Origin of the sequence: uncultured Shewanella sp. (genome assembly GCF_947501665.1) — a bacterium.
In the GTDB taxonomy this organism is placed as follows: domain Bacteria; phylum Pseudomonadota; class Gammaproteobacteria; order Enterobacterales; family Shewanellaceae; genus Shewanella.
In genome coordinates, this window is sequence record NZ_CANMWS010000017.1 from 82,955 (window position 1) to 100,349 (window position 17,395).

The following is a 17,395-nucleotide window of genomic DNA, read 5'->3' on the forward strand; positions in this document are numbered from 1 at the left end:
TATTTTATATTGTATTTTCATTTGATTGGCCTATAGGGGAACAGTGTAGGCGGTATCCATTTTTTTGTGATCAGCTTTTGCTTTGAATTGTCGCATCAAGCCAAAGGGCTATTCGTGATAGCTTAGTTAATGCTCTTACCGAAAGCGTTGCCCCTGTAATACCGTCGATGTGCCTATTGAGTGTGAGATCATTATTCAATTTTGCAGATTTAAATTGATCGGTAAAAAAGCTGTGCCTGACTTCATCACCACGGCTTTCTCGGTAAATGAGCACTTTAGTTTGAACTATTTGTTGGTTTTTTACGTGTATGCCCACTGTAATAGGGGATTCTTTGCCTATTTCATTTAAGATCCATACTGTTTCATTATTTTTTTGCCAATAACGGATCCGCATTTTATTAAATCGATGGGCTAAGATTGTTTCGATAACCGTTTGGGCATTATCATCAATCCAAAAAACTTTTGCTTTTGGTTTTGGAGCTTGTAATGCCTGTTCTATAAAAGATTCTGGGGTTTGATAGGTTCCTTTTGCTAGGCTGATTGGATGGTAAAATAAAATAAGAAAAAGGGGCAATAAAGGAATAAACTTCATGTGTGAGCACTAGCCTTTAAGAATTTTGAGTCGATTAACTATCAATACAAGTATATTAACTATCTTATATTCTAGCCATTTGATATTGCATCTTCAAGTGACTCAAGGACGGATAAAAGTGTTAGTTAATTGATGAGATTAATAATGCAAAGCCAACCAGTATATGGCATGAGGGCTGGCTTTAGTGTCTATTGGTTAGTGTTTATCTAAAATTGATAACCCACTCCTAAGTTAAATCCATCGGCATCATTCGCCCCACCTTGATTTTCATAGTCCGCTTTAAAGACAACATTTTCATGAAGCCAATAATTAATTCCTACATTGGTTTGAGTAATAGAGGTATCATCATTATTACCTCCTTGTGTGTCATATTCATTGTAGCGAGCAAAGATCCCAAAACTCTCATTAAAGCGATATGAGGGCTCAATATAATAACCATCTTGCTTATCTTTTCCTAAGGCTTCAGCTTCGTTACTGTCTATGTTCCAGTTTGCAATAAGGGCCTTGATGGTGAATTTTTGAATGGTGTAGATGACATGACCTGATAGTAAAATGGCTTGTGCGCTATCGACACCAACGGCCCCTTGAGTGATGTCACTTTGGTATTGTGCTGTGGCAGCCAGTTCTAAGCCTGGAATGGCCGTATATTTAATCCGTGCTGTGTAAGCGAAATCTGAGGCGATTGCTTCAGAGACTTTTTGGCGACCGCTACGAATGTTATAAGCATTGTCACCGGTTGTTGGCACATCTAACCCACTGGTGACGGCTAAATCGATATCAAATCCAGGGGCGGCGATAATATCCAGTGCCAGTCCACCTTCCCACCAAGTGGTTGGAATGATGTTTTTCTCTACTGGATTACGTTCAACACCATAGAAAGTTGCGGGTTCGTGGGTTTCGTTTAAAATGCCGACAGGAATAAGAAATAAACCTGCCTTACCTGATAATTGTTGATTGAAATCATATTCGACATAAGCTTGTTCTAATTCTACTTCTCCGTTTTGTCCATCACCTGAGATAGAATGCTCTAATTCTACTTCAGAGAAAAAACGGATGTTGTCCGTAAACTCATGACCAAAGAAGAGCACAAAGCGATGAAAGTCAATTTCTTCATTGCGAGTATCTGTTTGATTATCTTTTATATTGTTGTAGTGCATTTCACCATAACCACCAATGGTCGTCGCACTTGTATGACCGATATTCTCATCGACCACATCCGCTGTTCTTTCGACTCTTTTTTCTGTTTCATTTAAACGCCGCTCAAGCTCATCAAGCACTTGTTGTTGTTGTTCAATAATTTTTCTAAGGTCGTCGGTATTTTCTGCAGCGATTGCGGTAGGTACAGACAACAAAGTGGTCAGTACTCCAGCGAGTATGGTTTTTTTCATCTTAATCCCAGTGGTTTTTGGTTAATTAAATGCATTCCATGTTTTGTTTTTGTATTTTATTTTTATTGTGTTTGTAATGCAAATTATTATCGTTCGTAAATTTGTTTATATTCAGATGTTTGTACTGTTGTTGTTATATGGTTTATTTATATAAGAATTAACTAGTGGGAAAGAGTCATCGATATGAAATATAAGGAATGGGTTTATACCCGTGATATTTGAAGATGCATGGTTCAGTTGGAATTAAAAGTCTTTTAGACAAGGCTTTGAACATCGTGCCTAGTGATTCTAAGCTGATGTTCAGTAACGCTGTATAAAAGGCTTTTAAACCAGCCCTTTGGGAGTCTGTAAAAGCACCTACTTCTGCGTTGCATTACCTTAAAAGGCAATAAGCATTTCTGCAATAATACGCCTTGAATTAGGACCTTTTACAGGCTCTGAAAACATGCATCTTCAAATATCACGGGTATAAATGTCTAAGAAAGCGATTTTTCTTTAATGTATTTAACAAGTTGTGCAGACGGCCAAATCATGATGGTGGTGATGACTATTTTTGAAAAAAATGATACACCAATAAGTTCAATGATTTCAGAAAGCGTTTTAACGTCATAAAACCAAATGCTGTAGCCGATGACGGTAAAGAAAAACACCCCAATAATGGTTGAGCAGAAGCTACGGAGCACGTAGTGACGGTTATTTAATTTGTGCTTCCACCAAGCCATAATACTGATATTAATGAGTGAGCTTATGGTTAATGCAATGATGAGTCCCCAATAAATATGTGGTAAAGGCCCAAGTATGGCTTCATAAGCGGGTTGCATTTTAAATGAGGTAGGAGAGGGCAGATAAATTATTTGGCTAAGCACGACATCAAAAATAAATTCCATAACCAATGAGCAAAATAATAAATAGGTGGCTAGTTGTTTGCCGTAGACTTCATTGATCATATCGCTGATCAAATAAATGACGGGGAATACAATTAATGAGGCGGAGCCATTAATTCCACCCAGTTCAACGATTTTGTACGTTAATAGATCACTGGAAATGACACACAGCATATAAAACATAGTGATGGCTATTAGTAACCGATAATGGAATTGATGGTTTGGCATAAAGTCTCTTTTTTGTATGGGCTATTTGAAGAATAGCTGATGCGTTGAAAGTTCATCATGTTTTTAGACAATAAAACGAGAACCATTTCAGGAATAAAAAACGCTAAAGTAGAAGCTTAAATCTATTATATCAGATGGTTATTGATATTTTTTATTTTGTTCAGTATATTGATTTCCATTGTGAAAAATGGTTGTAATCATATGATCAGAGAAGGTACGTTTGAAGAAGCCTTGAGTCTTTTTGATAGCATTCCTGAGTTTGAACGCTTCAGTAGTGAAAACGAGATGAAAGCGAAGCTAGTGAAAGGCTCTTTGATTTTAGTCACAGAAAAAGCGGGCGAATTGATCGGATTTAAAATGGGGTATCCGTTAAATGAAGATGAATTTTACAGCTGGTTAGGAGGAGTACGTCCTGAGTATCGAAACGCTAAATGTGCTCAAGAGATGCTAATTTATCAAGAAAATTGGATTAAAGAACAAGGTTATAAACGGGTAAAAGTGAAGTCCATGAATCGCTTTTCAAGCATGTTGTGCATGCTTATTCGCAATGGATATGATATTGAACGTGTTGATGAGTATGGACATTCTGAATTAGAGCGGATTGGTTTTGTAAAGTCACTTTGATAGCGCTGAGACCGTTATCTTATGCATGTTGCGCTAGAATTAAGGATTCAAGCAGTTTTGCGGCTGGACCTTGTTCATCTCGATTGGGCACGACTAGGCTGAGCATGGCTTTGCGTTGGGTATTGCCGGCTAACGTCAGTTGAGTCAGTTCCCCTTTTTCGAGATCTGTTGCGATAAGCTGGGAGGGGATCCAACAAAAACCAATACCTTTTTTTAAAATTTTAATGGCTTCATGGAAGTTTGAGACTGTCCAGCGTTGTTCTGCTTTGAGCCAGCCAAGATCTGAGGTTTGATGCCGAGCGGTATCCTTAATGACAATTTGTAAGTGTTGGGCAAGTATTTGATCATTTTCAATATGATCCAGTGCAGCTAAAGGATGACTCGAATGGCAAACCAGTAAGAAAAACACATCACATAGGGGCTCTGCAAGGTGCCCTTTAGGGGGAACACCACCGCAAATAGCGAGATCCACCGATTTATCTTTAATATGTTCTTGAGTGCCGGTGATCACCGAATCAAGAATGGTAACCCGAGTGCCTCGGCTTTGAGGTAAAAAAGCATCTAATGCGCAAATTAAGTCGTCAATTGGATAAATAATTTCTCGTGCTAATGTCAGTGTCGGTTCCCAGCCTTTTTGTAAGTTAGTGGCTAAGCTTTCTAAATGGTTCACAGATTGTGTCACAAGACGAGAATGACGCAGTAAGACCTCTCCTGTGGGAGTTAACTGGGCTTTGCGTCCATGCACTTCAAGAAGGGATACACCTAATTGCTGTTGTAATTTAGCAACAGCATGGTTTAAGGATGATTGACTTTTATTGAGCTTCTGCGCTGCTTGAGCATAGCCACCAAAGTCGATCACCGCTTGTAGGATCCGCCATTGTTCTAATGTTGACTTTGCTCTATCCATAGTGAAAGACCTTTTTGATTATTTGTGTATCTATTGGGCGACTGTACATGTCAATGGTGCATTATTTTGTATTTTTTGAATTAACTCATAGGGCGTTATTGGTGTATTGAATAAATGGGATAAGCGCTCTGTGAGCTTAGTTGATTTTTCATTGACGACCAAGGCATTAAAAATGGCTTTTTGATCATGGCAGTGATCCAGTGAAGTATATAAATACTGTCCGAGACTGGCCTGCCAAAGTGATTGGTAATATAAAGGCCCTTCATCGGCGATGGCACTGAAACTGACAGGGTAATTGTTGACTTGTGGCCAAGTATCACCAAAAGCATTCACAAAGTCTTGGCTTAGGTCTTTCATTGGGGCTTGTTGATTAACTTGATAAGTCTGTAATGCGACCTTAGCTCTAAAAACGGTCAGTTGTTGACGATAGGCTTGAATGATAGCATCACGGCTTTTTGCTAAAGGCTTACCAATAAGCGATTGTGTTAATGCATATTCTAGCCAATAGCGTCCAATATTGGCACTGTCATGGGTTTCCCCTAAGGTATTATTAAAATAATAATGGCTGCCTTGACTCAGATCATTAATGGCCATCGCGGTTATGCTGATCAGTTTTTTGGCTGCTTGATAATTGAGTACCTTATCTTTTATTTTAAGCTCAATTTGCCCAAATTGCTGTCCAACGACAATATGTCTAATGGGCAGGTAGCTAAATTGATGAGAGGATGAAAGAAATAACTCTCCTAATAACCGCCCATTGAGCCAAACTCGATGAATATAGGGAGAAATTGGCTCAACACGAATACCATAGGGGGTTAACGCTTGGTATATTTTGTCTAAAAAGTCCGCTGAGCTTAGGGCGGTAAAAGGAGATTTCTCAGCGTTTTTCAGAGCGATACCAATGTTCCAAGGGGGAATATTGGTTGAGTGAGTTTGGCTGTTTAAAAAAGTGCTAACAAGTGCAGGTGAATAAAGCATTTGAGTGGAAGTTTGCAAACTGGCGTAATCATTAAAGCCTTTTTTATGTGCATAGGCTTGTTGTATGCCGATAATGGTATTCAGTATGGGGGTATTACGATGAATAGTCCGGGCTTGATATGCTTGCCATATGGTTTTTCGACAATCGGCATTCGGCTGCTGTAACAAGTAACTGGCAATGGATTGATTAAAAGGGGTTGGGGTTTGCTCGGGAGTAGAGCCAGTAATATTTTGCGGTAATTGACAACGTTTATCATTGAAATTTAATGATAATGCTTGTGAGGCTAATCCTTGTTTAAAGGCTGCTTGAGCCGTGTGCAACTGTGATTTTTTTTCTCTTGTTTGTTGCTTGTAAAGTAGCCGATATAATCGCTGACCTAATTGGGTTAATTCTGTATTTGAGGCATTGAGCAATTGAGGCAAGAGTTGGGTGAATTCGTCAGATAATACGAAACGCTGGAGACTATCACTTAAATAAAACTGACAATTCAATAAGCTTTCTTTGTCATCATTATGAATAGGAAATTGTTTATAATAATTCACTCGGTCTTTAATATTATAAAACCCTAAAAGCCGATGCTCTAGCTGAGTCATTTGCTGAGCTAAACTATCACTATCATGCTGCTTTTGTTTATCTGTTATTTGTAGCCCCGTTGCGAGGGGAGGGAGCTGTAAGCATTGCTTCACTAAAAGTGATAATGGCGTGGCAGCAGAAAAAGCTAAAGAAGAGAAACCGATACTGACTAAGAACAGTATCGGTCTAAAACCAACAAACATCATTGTATTACCCTGAAAATAACATTAGCCTTTAAAGCAAAAGTGCTCTTTGGCATAAGCGACGCGATCTTCGACTGCCATAGGTTCATTTTTTAATTTCTCAATATGTTGCAATGGACCTAATAACCCACAGTTGTTAGCTATTTGAATAGCAAGCCCAGGTCTGGCATTCAGCTCTAGTAAGAGTGGACCACGGTGTTTATCTAACACCATGTCAGTGCCTAAATAACCCAGACCTGACATTTCATACGCTTTGGATGCGGTGTGCAATAGGGTATCCCATTCCGGTACGGCAATCGCTGTTAGGTTTTTTTGTGTATCAGGATGAAAATCGAGAGGATTATCAAATTGTACTGCATGTAAGCCTTTGCCTGTGCCAATGTCAATGCCGACACCGACAGCACCTTGATGTAAATTGGCTTTACCGTCTGAGGCGGCTGTGGATAAGCGTAACATGCCCATCACAGGGAAACCTTTGAAAACAATCAGGCGAATATCCGGAACTCCTTCGTAAGAGTAGCCTTCAAAAACCGGATCAAATTGAATGAGGCCTTCAACAATTGCCACATCGGGGTTTCCCCCTAATGAGAATAACCCACTGAGAACATTGGAAACATGGCGATATAACTCATCAGGTAAAACTTCATCGCCATTGGGTTTGAAGTAGCGATCATCTTCAACTTTAGTGATCACTAAAATCCCTTTTCCGCCAGAGCCTTTAGCAGGTTTAATGACAAACCCAGGTAGGCCTTTTACCATGGCTGGAATGTCATTAATTGCATGTTGGACAAAAATAGTACCAATTAAATCAGGAACCGCAATACCATTAGCAAGGGCTAAACGTTTGGTACTGAGTTTGTCATCTACGCGTTTATAATACTTACGTTCATTATAGCGACCAATATAATCGATATTGCGTTTATTCATGCTCAGTACACCATTTCGGTGTAAGGCTTGTGGCCGAGCGAAGATCATGATTATTCTCCAGCCAAGGGTTTAAAGCGTTTTAATTCAAGTAGGCGATAGCCCGTATATTGTCCCATGACAAGCACTAATGCGAGGACAATAAGGTGGATCCCTAAAAAATTAAATACCCAATGTTGTACCCAACTGGCACTCATTGCAAGATAGGCCAGTGTGGCCACAAGTAAGCTGCCTCCCCCTTGGATAACCACTTCTTTGGGGCCTTCTTCTTCCCATAATATTGACATACGTTCAATCGTCCACGCCAAAATAATCATCGGGAAAAAAGTAATGGTTAATCCTTCACTTAGCCCTAGCTTGTAAGATAAAAGGGTAAATACACCGATAATGCCGATGACCACAATAATGACCGCCGATATTCGTGAAATGAGCAATAAATTGAGCTGAGATAAATAGGCTCGAATCATCAGTCCACAGGCCACAATTAATAAGAAGCCAACCAGTCCAGTAAATAAGGTCGTTTGAATAAAGGCTAAAGCGATTAAAACGGGCATAAAGGTCCCAGAGGTTTTAATCCCAATTAACACGCGTAAAAATACGACCATCAGTACCCCAATTGGGATCAGTAATATGCCTTTAAAGAGACTCTGTTCTTCAAGAGGGAGCTGATAAAGCGAAAAACTTAAAGCGTCATTGTTACGTAAAATATCAATAGAAGTGGCTAATGCCGAGCGCGTATCTTGTAGCATTGAAAAGCTGACTTGCGAATTTGTGCCACCGATCACATCTAATACAGATGTACCCGATTGTCCCCATAAAAGTAAGTTTTCTGGTCGCCCCTGAGTGCCGTCATTTGGATTAAACAGATACCATTGACCTTCATTGTAAACTTCAACAAAATTCACTAATTCTTGTCTGCGACGTTGATCTTGCAAATACAGACCGCTTACTTCGCGAGCTGGAATTGATTTGTTATGTAAGATATTGATAAACAAAGTTGTCGCACTATTACCAGATAAAAGTAGCTCAATATTTTGACTGCGCTCAGTGGCATTGAACTCTTTATTTAATTGCTGGGCAAAAGATAAATTCGTCGCGCTATGATCCCATACTTCTTGAGTTACTTGTTCTGCTGCTGCTTTTTCTGTTGCAGGCCAAATATAAGGTGTCGGAGCTTGAGGCTCTTTTGTTGCAATAATATTCGTTTGGCCTGTTGGGATGAGTGTGACTTTATAATAAAGATCTTGTCGTCCCGTAGCAGAGCGTTTTGACCAAATAGCGCGTTTATTTCGATTATCGGCATTGCTAATGCTTAAGCCGTAACCTGGAGAGGTCGTATTTTCAACTAACACTTCATAGGCAGGGTCTTGAGGTAATGAAAACGAGGCTTCAACAGGTTTTCCTGTTCCTTGGAAACTCACTTTTGCATCTACAGCCCAACTTTGTACCTGTTGTCCAGGCAAGAAAGGAACATGGTGTTCTACACTGCGATAAATACAGGCGGCAATACCTAAAATAAATAAGAAGGCAACTAAAATATAAAAGGGTTTCTTAGAGTGCATCAGGCGTATCCCTATTTGTTAGAATTGGTCTTGTTTGGATCCTTCTTTCCATGAATAAAGGTTTTTCCTACATCAACAACGGCAATATCTTGCATGAATTTTCTGCCTAATAATAAGGGGTATTCGAGGTGACTACGATTGACTAAATTTAATTCAGTTTGGGCTTCATAATCGCCAATTTTGAGGTGGGCGAGAATAACTGGGCGACGATCGCTACTATTATCATCGGCATCTTGTTTGATACGGACGAAACGGACGACTTTAGCTTCAAAGGTTTTAGCGGGCTTATCTGGACCGTCAACATAGACATCAAAACGCACCCAAGAATCGCCATCACGTTCAAATAAAACAATATTACGAGAGTCTAAAGAGGAAGACTCAGCCCCAGTATCGATACGGGTATTAAAACTGGCTTTGACTTCATCCACATAAACCCGCTCGACGGCGCCTAAAATAAATTTATCGCCTAATGGAGAGGTGCATTTTTTATCCGTTATGGGTTGGCTAACTTGCTCAGTCGGTTTCTCAGTTTTAGTTGTTGCTTTAAGGGTTTTGACTTGATTTTGTAGCATGGATAGTTGTGCATTGAGTGCATCTAAACTGGCTTGTTGAGATGCACTGTCTAAATAAATACTGGTTAAGATACTGTCTTTTTGTTTTGCTAAACTGGCTTGAAGTGCTTCAGCATCCACAGGCTTTGGAGCAGGAGGAGCCGCTTTTTGAGTCGCACAGGCAGCTAACAGGCTAGGCAGTGCAATTATACAGATGATTCGCTTCAACATAGAGTTTCTCATTAGACATTACTCGACAAGATCTTTATTGGGCTGATTTTTTGTGGCGATGATTGTCGCTCTTTTAGGGGCTGGATAGCCTTCAACGGTAAGATTGATATCATTGGGATCTAAATAATCAACTAAGGATTCATTAGGCATCCACTCAGTACTTCGCTGCTCAGCCAAAGAGGTCACATCAATATTAACGCATTTTATATCAATAAAGTCACTTTTTCTTAGCCATAGCATTAAAGCGTCAATAGATGGAAGAAACCAGACATTATTCATTTTTCCATATCTATCTTCAGGTACAAGGACGGTATTTTCATCCCCATCAATGACTAAGGTTTCTAGGATTAATTCCCCGCCTGTGCGTAATTGATCTCTTAGCTGTATTAAATGATCAATCGGTGAGCGTCTGTGATAAAGGACTCCCATGGAAAAGACAGTATCAAAAGCATCCAGAGGCGGCAGTTCTTCAATGCCTATAGGGAGCAAATGAATGGGATGGTGTTGACCTGCGATTCTTTTAATGGCTTCAAATTGACATAAAAATAATGTTGAGGGGTCAATGCCGATAACGTGTTTAGCGCCTTCACCTAACATTCTCCACATATGATAACCACTGCCACAACCCACATCGAGTACAGTGCGATTGGCTAAAGGGGAAAGGTGCTCTTGTAGTCGCTCCCATTTCCAATCTGAACGCCACTCTGTATCAATTTCAATACCTTGTACAGAGTAAGGCCCTTTACGCCAAGGTTTGAAGATCCCTAATAAATTTTTGAGTTTTTCCTGCTCACCTTTTGACAGTTGTTTTCCAGACCCTATGGTTACACTGGTCTTAAAATCAATGAGATCGGGAGTGGGGTAGTGCAGTTTATTGAGTACCTTTTCCCATTTGGGTAAATTTCCATGTTTATGCTCGCGTTGCCAATGTCCTAAAATGGTAGGCAAGGTTTCAAGCCAGTGCTGTAGACTTGAGTCGGCGATTTGTTTGTAAAAGGAGCTAAAGCTAATCACTTATGTGGCCACCATGGTTTGTTTCATGTTGATTTTATAACATGATTGGGTCAGTTATTCGGTATTGATCTGTTATCGATTAAACATGGTATTTATTTAATGGCGATCATAGAAGCAAAATTAAAACATTGGAACCAAACATTAAAATGCTCAAACCCTTGAGATTTTAAACGTTGCTCATGTTCAGGTAGTGTATCAGGTTTCATGACATTTTCGAGTGAACTGCGTTTTTGGCTAATTTCAAGTTCACTGTAACCATTTGCACGTTTAAAATCGAGATGTAATTCATCCAGAGTATTCTGAATAGGTTCATGTTTAAAATAAAGTTTTTCAGATAGAATTAATACACCGCCAGGGTTAAGCCCAAGATATATTTTTTTGATTAAGTTATCTCTGTCTTTTGGCGCAAGAAATTGCATGGTGAAATTTAATATGACAAGTGAAGCATTTTTAATCTCAATATCCCTCACATCACCACAAATAAGATCGACAGGAGTCTGGCTCACATAAGAAGTCAGGTTTTCTTGGCATCGCTCAATCATTGCTTGACTATTATCAACAGCAATAATGTGACAATTTCTGTCTTGAATATGCCGGCGAACGCTTAAGGTTGCAGCGCCTAATGAACAGCCTAAGTCATACACATGGCTATTTGGTGTGACAAATTTATGAGCTAAATCTCCAATTGAATGAATAATTTGTTCATATCCAGGAACAGAACGGCGGATCATGTCGTTAAATACCCCAACGACTTTACTATCAAATTGAAAATCGCTTACTTGCGTAAAGGGAGTGGCAAAAAGTGTATCTTGAGAAGAATTCATTTCGTTTACAGTGTGAAGATAGAGCATGACATTTTCTGCATGATAGCAATTACTGGGCTGACTAGCACTGGAAATCTTTAGAAAAATTCGCTTTAATATCATTTTAACCACATATTCATTACATCAATGTATCAAGATTAGGATTATCATTGAAATTTCTCATTTATTTTATACTTATACTGGGGATGAGCAGTGTTGTTGCTTTTGCCTTTGCAGATGACGAGAAAGGAAAAACGGATTTAATCTTAGGAATGGATGGGAAAAGCTATCCATTACAATTTATTAATGCATCGGGACAACCTGCTGGGTTACTGGTTGATATTTGGCGAGTATGGGCCAAAAATACCCAAACCAATATTCAATTTAAGGTAGTAAAAAATAGTGACATAAACGAGAGTCTGGTGGCAAAAACGATCGATTTACATATTGGCCACTTTGATAAAAATGACAATCTTAATCAGCCCATTTCAGCGTTAGCGGCTTTAACCAGCACTAATCATTATTTATATCTTCATCAAGCCTTGTTAGTGCCTGATGACATTCGTCAGTTATCTTCATTTTTGATAGGTGTTATTCAAGACAGTTTTACGGCAACAATATTAGAAACTGAGTATCCGTCATTGAGCTTAAGGTATTACTCGAATATTGATTCACTTATTCAGGCGACTGAAAAAAAGCAAGTTTATATCATTGCTGCATCAGAAGGTTTATTACGTAGTCATCAAGTCGGTCGCCAAGTTAGCAAAGGATTGTTATCGTTTAATCGATTGCTTTTAAAGCAATCAGTGTCCTATCCATTGGTGTTAACAAGTCAAGTGTCATTGATTAATCAATTAAGTGGTTTATATACACAACACACTGCGCAATTGAGCCAAAAGTGGTTAGGTAAAGGGCAAGGAAGCCATTATCTCACCATCGGATTACCACTGAACTTTGCACCTTATGCCAGCATTGGCATCGACGGGCTTGCTCAGGGATTATTAATCGATATTTGGCAAGCTTGGTCTTCACATTCAGGGGTAAAAGTCGACTTTGTTTTTAACGATGACCAAACACTGTATAACAGCTTAAAAATGGGTCGAATAGATGGACTGCTGAGTTACCCGAATAAAGATATGGATACCAATGGCTTTAAAGAGCAGCAGAGTTTATATCAGATCAAAATGCGACTGTTTAGTTATCAGACCCAGATAACCGATATTGGTACTTTAGTGGGGAAAACAGTGGCATTTAATGCTGATTTTGCCGAGATTGAGCCAATTAAAAAATGGCTTCCTGGTGTGAATTTTATTCATATGGATAATATTAGTGCGATGATCCAAGCCACTGAACATGGCGATGTCGCCGCGTTTATTGCGCCGACAGCATTAACACAGCATTATTTATTATTAACAAAAAAGTGGCAGCACTTCCATCAGCATCCTTCATGGGTTTTTAATATTCATATGCGATTGTTGTCAAGGGATAATGGGCCACAAGATGGTGATCATACCCTGACTCAATTTGATCCTCTTCCCACAGAAACCTTGATGAATATTGAGCGACAATGGATACCCGATCCACAAAAGCAATGGGTGGAGCAGCAGCCTAGTAAGTTAGTTTTTAATGAAGCTGAAACAGCCTATTTGACACAACTAACGGGACTAAAGGTGGGGTATTTATCGAATTGGAAGCCGATGGAGTTTACGGATATGACTGGGCAATTTTCAGGCATTAATAGTGATATCTTTGCACGTATAGAGGCAGGATTGGGCGTGACGTTAGAACCTGTGGCGTTTGAACATTGGAATGATTTGTTGACGGCACTTTACCAAGGTGATATTGATTTGGCTGGCAGTATTGCCAATATTTCTGAGCGTCAGCATCGATTACGTTTTAGTCAATCTTATTGGCCTGCATCATGGGGAGTATTGACGTATTCGAATGCGGTGAATTTTTTTCATCTTAATGATTTAGCGGGGCTGAGGGTTGCGGTTGTGGAAGGTTATCAACTCGTGCCGACTTTACTCACCGAGCAGCCTGAATTAGCCCTAGTGCTGGTGCCTGACATTGATGCGGGGATCAAAGCGATGAGACAGGGTCATGCGGATGTATTTATTGATAAATTGGTGAATTTGAGCATGATGTTAACACATCGCCGCGATTCGATTTTGAAGCTAGCGGTACTGGTGGATTTTGCTGAGCAACGGAGTCATATAGGTATCCATCCACAGCATGGGTTATTACCTCCATTAATTGATAAAGTGCTCATGACGATTGATACGCCGACCCAACAAGCTATTCAGCAAAAGTGGGTGACCAAGTTGTTACCAGCAAAAGGCCTTCATTCAGCTCAATGGCGAGATTTAATGGTGGTGACGATACTGGTTTTAGTGAGTCTGGTAGTACTGATCTGGTTGATTCGTTACGGAATGAAACAGAAAAAAGGCCGTTCTTTGAATTGAAAGGGGCTGTTTTTTAAAATAATCGAGAATGAATGAGAAAAGTTGGTGGATAGTTCACCGACTGAGAGATGAATGGTTTCGAAGTGGGTGATATTTTATTATAATGTCGCTTTTGTCTTATTTTGAATATTCCTCAAGCACCAGTTTGCGGATTTAAAGGAAGGAATGAAATGCGCAGTCAATATTGTGGGGACGTCAATGCGTCTCACGTTGGACAGGAAGTAACTTTAGTCGGTTGGGTCAATCGAAGCCGCGATCTCGGTGGTGTTGTATTTCTAGATTTACGTGATAGAGAAGGCATTGTTCAGGTTGTTTACGACCCTGATCTCCCAGAGGTGTTTGATGTGGCCAGCTCGCTGCGCAGTGAGTTTTGTGTACAAGTGACCGGTCTGGTTCGTGCTCGTCCAGACAGTCAAGTGAATAAAGACATGCGCACTGGCGAAATTGAAGTGTTAGGTAAAGGGTTAACCATACTCAATAGTGCCCCAGCTTTGCCTATTAATATGGACAAAAACCAGCATAACACAGAAGAGCAGCGTCTTAAGTATCGTTATTTAGATTTACGTCGTCCTGAAATGGCCGAACGGATTATCTTTCGCTCTAAAGTCACCAGTGCTGTACGCCGCTTTTTAGATGGTAATGGTTTTTTAGATATCGAAACCCCGATTTTAACCAAGGCAACCCCTGAAGGCGCGCGGGATTATTTGGTTCCAAGTCGAACCTATAAAGGGCAATTCTTTGCTTTGCCTCAATCTCCTCAGTTGTTTAAGCAACTCTTGATGATGTCAGGTTTTGATCGTTATTATCAAATTGTCAAATGTTTCCGTGACGAAGACTTGCGTGCTGATCGTCAGCCTGAATTCACTCAAATTGATATTGAAACCTCTTTTATGACGTCCGAGCAAGTGATGGCGCAAACTGAAGCCATGACTCGAGGATTATTTAAAGAACTGCTAAACGTGGACTTAGGTGAATTTCCTAAGATGACGTTTGCAGAAGCCATGCGCCGTTTTGGTTCTGATAAACCTGATTTGCGTAATCCCCTTGAGCTGGTTGATGTGGCAGATTTAGTGAAAGATGTTGAATTTGCTGTCTTTAACGGTCCAGCGAATGATGCTGATGGACGCGTGGCTGTATTGCGGATCCCCGGCGGGGCGAAATTGTCTCGTAAACAGCTCGATGAATATGCTAAATATGTCACTATTTATGGTGCCAAAGGGCTTGCATGGATGAAGGTCAATGATGTCGATAAAGGCATGGAAGGCATTCAATCGCCCGTGCTTAAATTCCTATCTGAAGATGTTGTTAATGGCATATTAGACAGAACCGCTGCACAAACCGGTGACATTATTTTATTTGGTGCCGATAAAGCCAATATCGTGGCAGAAGCGATGGGCGCATTGCGCTTAAAAGCGGGGGAAGATTTTGAATTACTCGAAGGTGACTGGCGTCCACTTTGGGTGGTTGATTTCCCAATGTTTGAACGCACATCTGATGGCGGGTTACATGCTATGCATCATCCTTTTACCGCGCCAAGTAATCTAACACCTGAAGCACTTGAAGCAGATCCTACAGCTGCGATTTCGGATGCTTATGATATGGTATTGAACGGTTGTGAACTCGGTGGTGGCTCTGTACGTATTCATAATGCGGACATGCAAGCGGCCGTTTTCCGTATTTTGGGTATCGAAGAAGAAGAAGCCAATGAAAAATTCGGTTTCTTATTAGAAGCGCTGCGTTATGGAACGCCGCCACATGCCGGACTGGCCTTTGGCTTAGATCGCATTGTGATGCTAATGACAGGCGCGAGTTCTATTCGTGATGTGATGGCATTTCCAAAAACCACCACTGCGGCATGCCCATTGACCAATGCTCCGAGTGACGCTAATCCTGCTCAATTAGTCGAGTTAGGCGTCGGTGTATTAGAGACATCAAAAGGTGAAGCGTAATAAGGTTTTATCTTAATACTATAGATAGACTTAGACAATAGACGGCACAAGGAAGTGAGTGGTGATATTCGCTTCCTTGTTGATTTTAACCTCTTTGAGGAGTTATCAATGGCAGGTCACAGTAAGTGGGCAAATATTAAGCACCGTAAAGCAGCCCAAGATGCAAAACGCGGAAAATTATTCACAAAATTCATTCGAGAATTAACCGTCTCGGCTCGAGAGGGCGGTTCGGATCCTGATTCAAACCCGCGCTTACGCGCGGCTATCGATAAAGCGCTGTCGAATAACATGACCCGTGATACCGTTGAGCGAGCAGTTAAGCGCGGTGCGGGTGAGCTTGATGGTCAAGTACTTGAAACTATTATGTATGAAGGCTATGGTCCCGGTGGTACTGCGGTAATGGTGGAAACCATGACAGACAATCGTAATCGTACCGTTTCGGGGGTGAGAAATGCCTTTAGTAAATCAGGTGGTAATTTAGGGACGGATGGTTCAGTCTCTTATTTGTTTGATAAAAAAGGCATCATTTCTTATGGCGAAGGGACTGATGAAGACGCCTTAATGGATGCAGCATTAGAAGCGGGCGCTGAAGATGTGGTGACCAATGAAGATAGCTCGATTGATGTGTATACTACACCGGAAGATTTCGGCAGTGTGAAAGATGCACTGGATGCGACAGGGCTCGAGTCGATTAATGCCGAAGTGACAATGATCCCATCGACTAAAGCGGATTTGGATGCGGATACGGCGCCGAAATTTATGCGTTTAATTGATAACTTAGAGGATCATGATGATGTTCAAGAAGTGTATCATAATGCAGATATTTCAGATGAAATCATGGAACATTTAGAGTGATCTACCGCATTGTAGATTTCAATATTACTTTCTAAATAACTGATTAATTTGATAGTTTAATTAAGAGGCTGAATGATAATTTAGCCACAAATATCAGTGGCTAAACACAATCTTTATTCCATAAAATAGGATATTATGGCTATTATTTTAGGTGTCGATCCGGGCTCTAGGATCACCGGTTATGGTGTTATTCATTGTCAAGGGCGACATCAGCAATACTTAGGAAGTGGCTGTATTCGCACTTCCAGTGATGAGCTGCCTCTAAGGCTCAAGCAAATTTTTAATGGTTTATCAGAAATTATTCGTCAATATCAACCGACCGAGTTTGCCATCGAACGGGTGTTTATGGCAAAGAATGCTGACTCAGCTTTAAAACTTGGTCAAGCGAGAGGGGCGGCCATTGTTGCCGCGACCGTGGCAGATTTGCCTGTTGCAGAGTACAGTGCAACCCAAATTAAAAGTGCCGTGGTGGGCTCTGGACGTGCACAGAAAACCCAAGTCCAACATATGATCCAACAATTATTTAATTTACCCGCCGCGCCTCAAGCGGATGCGGCAGATGCATTAGGCGTGGCGGTATGCCATTTTCATACCCGTCAAAGCTTAGTGGCCTTGGCGGGTCAAGCCGCTAAGCGGACTTATGGCCGTTATAAATAATGTGTG

15 protein-coding genes are annotated in these 17,395 nt (G+C 40.5%); 5 read left to right on the top strand and 10 right to left on the bottom strand.

Annotation, left to right across the window (positions count from 1 at the left end; translation table 11 throughout):
* Window positions 1-70: 70 nt before the first annotated feature.
* From Q0976_RS14305 to Q0976_RS14315, 3 genes are all read right to left on the bottom strand, one after another.
* Complete coding sequence (locus Q0976_RS14305; RefSeq protein ID WP_299494525.1) at window positions 71-592, bottom strand: FMN-binding protein; 522 nt, start codon at window positions 590-592, stop codon at window positions 71-73.
* A 206-nt stretch (window positions 593-798) separates the two neighbouring features.
* Window positions 799-1,980, bottom strand: coding sequence for a porin (locus tag Q0976_RS14310; protein ID WP_299494526.1), 1,182 nt, complete (start codon window positions 1,978-1,980; stop codon window positions 799-801).
* A 476-nt stretch (window positions 1,981-2,456) separates the two neighbouring features.
* Entirely contained in the window at window positions 2,457-3,092 is a 636-nt protein-coding gene (locus Q0976_RS14315) for a queuosine precursor transporter (protein ID WP_299494527.1), read from the bottom strand.
* Window positions 3,093-3,293: 201 nt separating this feature from the next.
* Between Q0976_RS14315 and Q0976_RS14320 the strand changes: the two genes are divergently transcribed.
* A complete protein-coding gene (locus tag Q0976_RS14320; protein ID WP_299494528.1) occupies window positions 3,294-3,716 on the top strand; it encodes a GNAT family N-acetyltransferase in 423 nt (140 codons plus the stop codon).
* Between the two features lie 19 nt (window positions 3,717-3,735).
* On the opposite strand, the gene Q0976_RS14325 is transcribed toward Q0976_RS14320, so the two are convergent.
* From Q0976_RS14325 to cmoA, 7 genes are all read right to left on the bottom strand, one after another.
* Window positions 3,736-4,623 carry a LysR family transcriptional regulator gene (locus Q0976_RS14325; RefSeq protein WP_299494529.1) on the bottom strand — a complete coding sequence of 296 codons (888 nt, stop codon included), beginning with the start codon at window positions 4,621-4,623 and terminating at the stop codon, window positions 3,736-3,738.
* Window positions 4,624-4,653: 30 nt separating this feature from the next.
* Window positions 4,654-6,381: a M3 family metallopeptidase gene (locus Q0976_RS14330; RefSeq protein WP_299494531.1), complete on the bottom strand. Its 1,728-nt coding sequence runs from the start codon at window positions 6,379-6,381 to the stop codon at window positions 4,654-4,656.
* Window positions 6,382-6,402: 21 nt separating this feature from the next.
* Entirely contained in the window at window positions 6,403-7,353 is a 951-nt protein-coding gene (locus Q0976_RS14335) for an alpha-L-glutamate ligase-like protein (protein ID WP_299494532.1), read from the bottom strand.
* A 2-nt stretch (window positions 7,354-7,355) separates the two neighbouring features.
* A complete protein-coding gene (locus tag Q0976_RS14340) occupies window positions 7,356-8,864 on the bottom strand; it encodes an inactive transglutaminase family protein (protein ID WP_299494533.1) in 1,509 nt (502 codons plus the stop codon).
* Between the two features lie 11 nt (window positions 8,865-8,875).
* Window positions 8,876-9,646: a RimK/LysX family protein gene (locus tag Q0976_RS14345; RefSeq protein ID WP_299494534.1), complete on the bottom strand. Its 771-nt coding sequence runs from the start codon at window positions 9,644-9,646 to the stop codon at window positions 8,876-8,878.
* 18 nt (window positions 9,647-9,664) lie between these two features.
* Entirely contained in the window at window positions 9,665-10,660 is a 996-nt protein-coding gene (cmoB, locus tag Q0976_RS14350) for a tRNA 5-methoxyuridine(34)/uridine 5-oxyacetic acid(34) synthase CmoB (protein ID WP_299494535.1), read from the bottom strand.
* A gap of 92 nt (window positions 10,661-10,752) precedes the next feature.
* On the bottom strand, window positions 10,753-11,484 hold the full coding sequence (cmoA, locus tag Q0976_RS14355; protein WP_299494595.1) for a carboxy-S-adenosyl-L-methionine synthase CmoA: 732 nt from the start codon (window positions 11,482-11,484) through the stop codon (window positions 10,753-10,755).
* Window positions 11,485-11,633: 149 nt separating this feature from the next.
* On the opposite strand from cmoA, the gene Q0976_RS14360 reads away from it, so the two are divergent.
* From Q0976_RS14360 to ruvC, 4 genes are all read left to right on the top strand, one after another.
* A complete protein-coding gene (locus tag Q0976_RS14360) occupies window positions 11,634-13,928 on the top strand; it encodes a transporter substrate-binding domain-containing protein (protein ID WP_299494536.1) in 2,295 nt (764 codons plus the stop codon).
* A 170-nt stretch (window positions 13,929-14,098) separates the two neighbouring features.
* Window positions 14,099-15,877, top strand: a complete 1,779-nt coding sequence (gene aspS / locus Q0976_RS14365; protein ID WP_299494538.1) for an aspartate--tRNA ligase — start codon at window positions 14,099-14,101, stop codon at window positions 15,875-15,877.
* 108 nt (window positions 15,878-15,985) lie between these two features.
* Window positions 15,986-16,732: a YebC/PmpR family DNA-binding transcriptional regulator gene (locus tag Q0976_RS14370; RefSeq protein WP_299494540.1), complete on the top strand. Its 747-nt coding sequence runs from the start codon at window positions 15,986-15,988 to the stop codon at window positions 16,730-16,732.
* 135 nt (window positions 16,733-16,867) lie between these two features.
* Window positions 16,868-17,389, top strand: a complete 522-nt coding sequence (ruvC, locus tag Q0976_RS14375) for a crossover junction endodeoxyribonuclease RuvC (RefSeq protein ID WP_299494542.1) — start codon at window positions 16,868-16,870, stop codon at window positions 17,387-17,389.
* The last annotated feature ends 6 nt before the right edge of the window (window positions 17,390-17,395 follow it).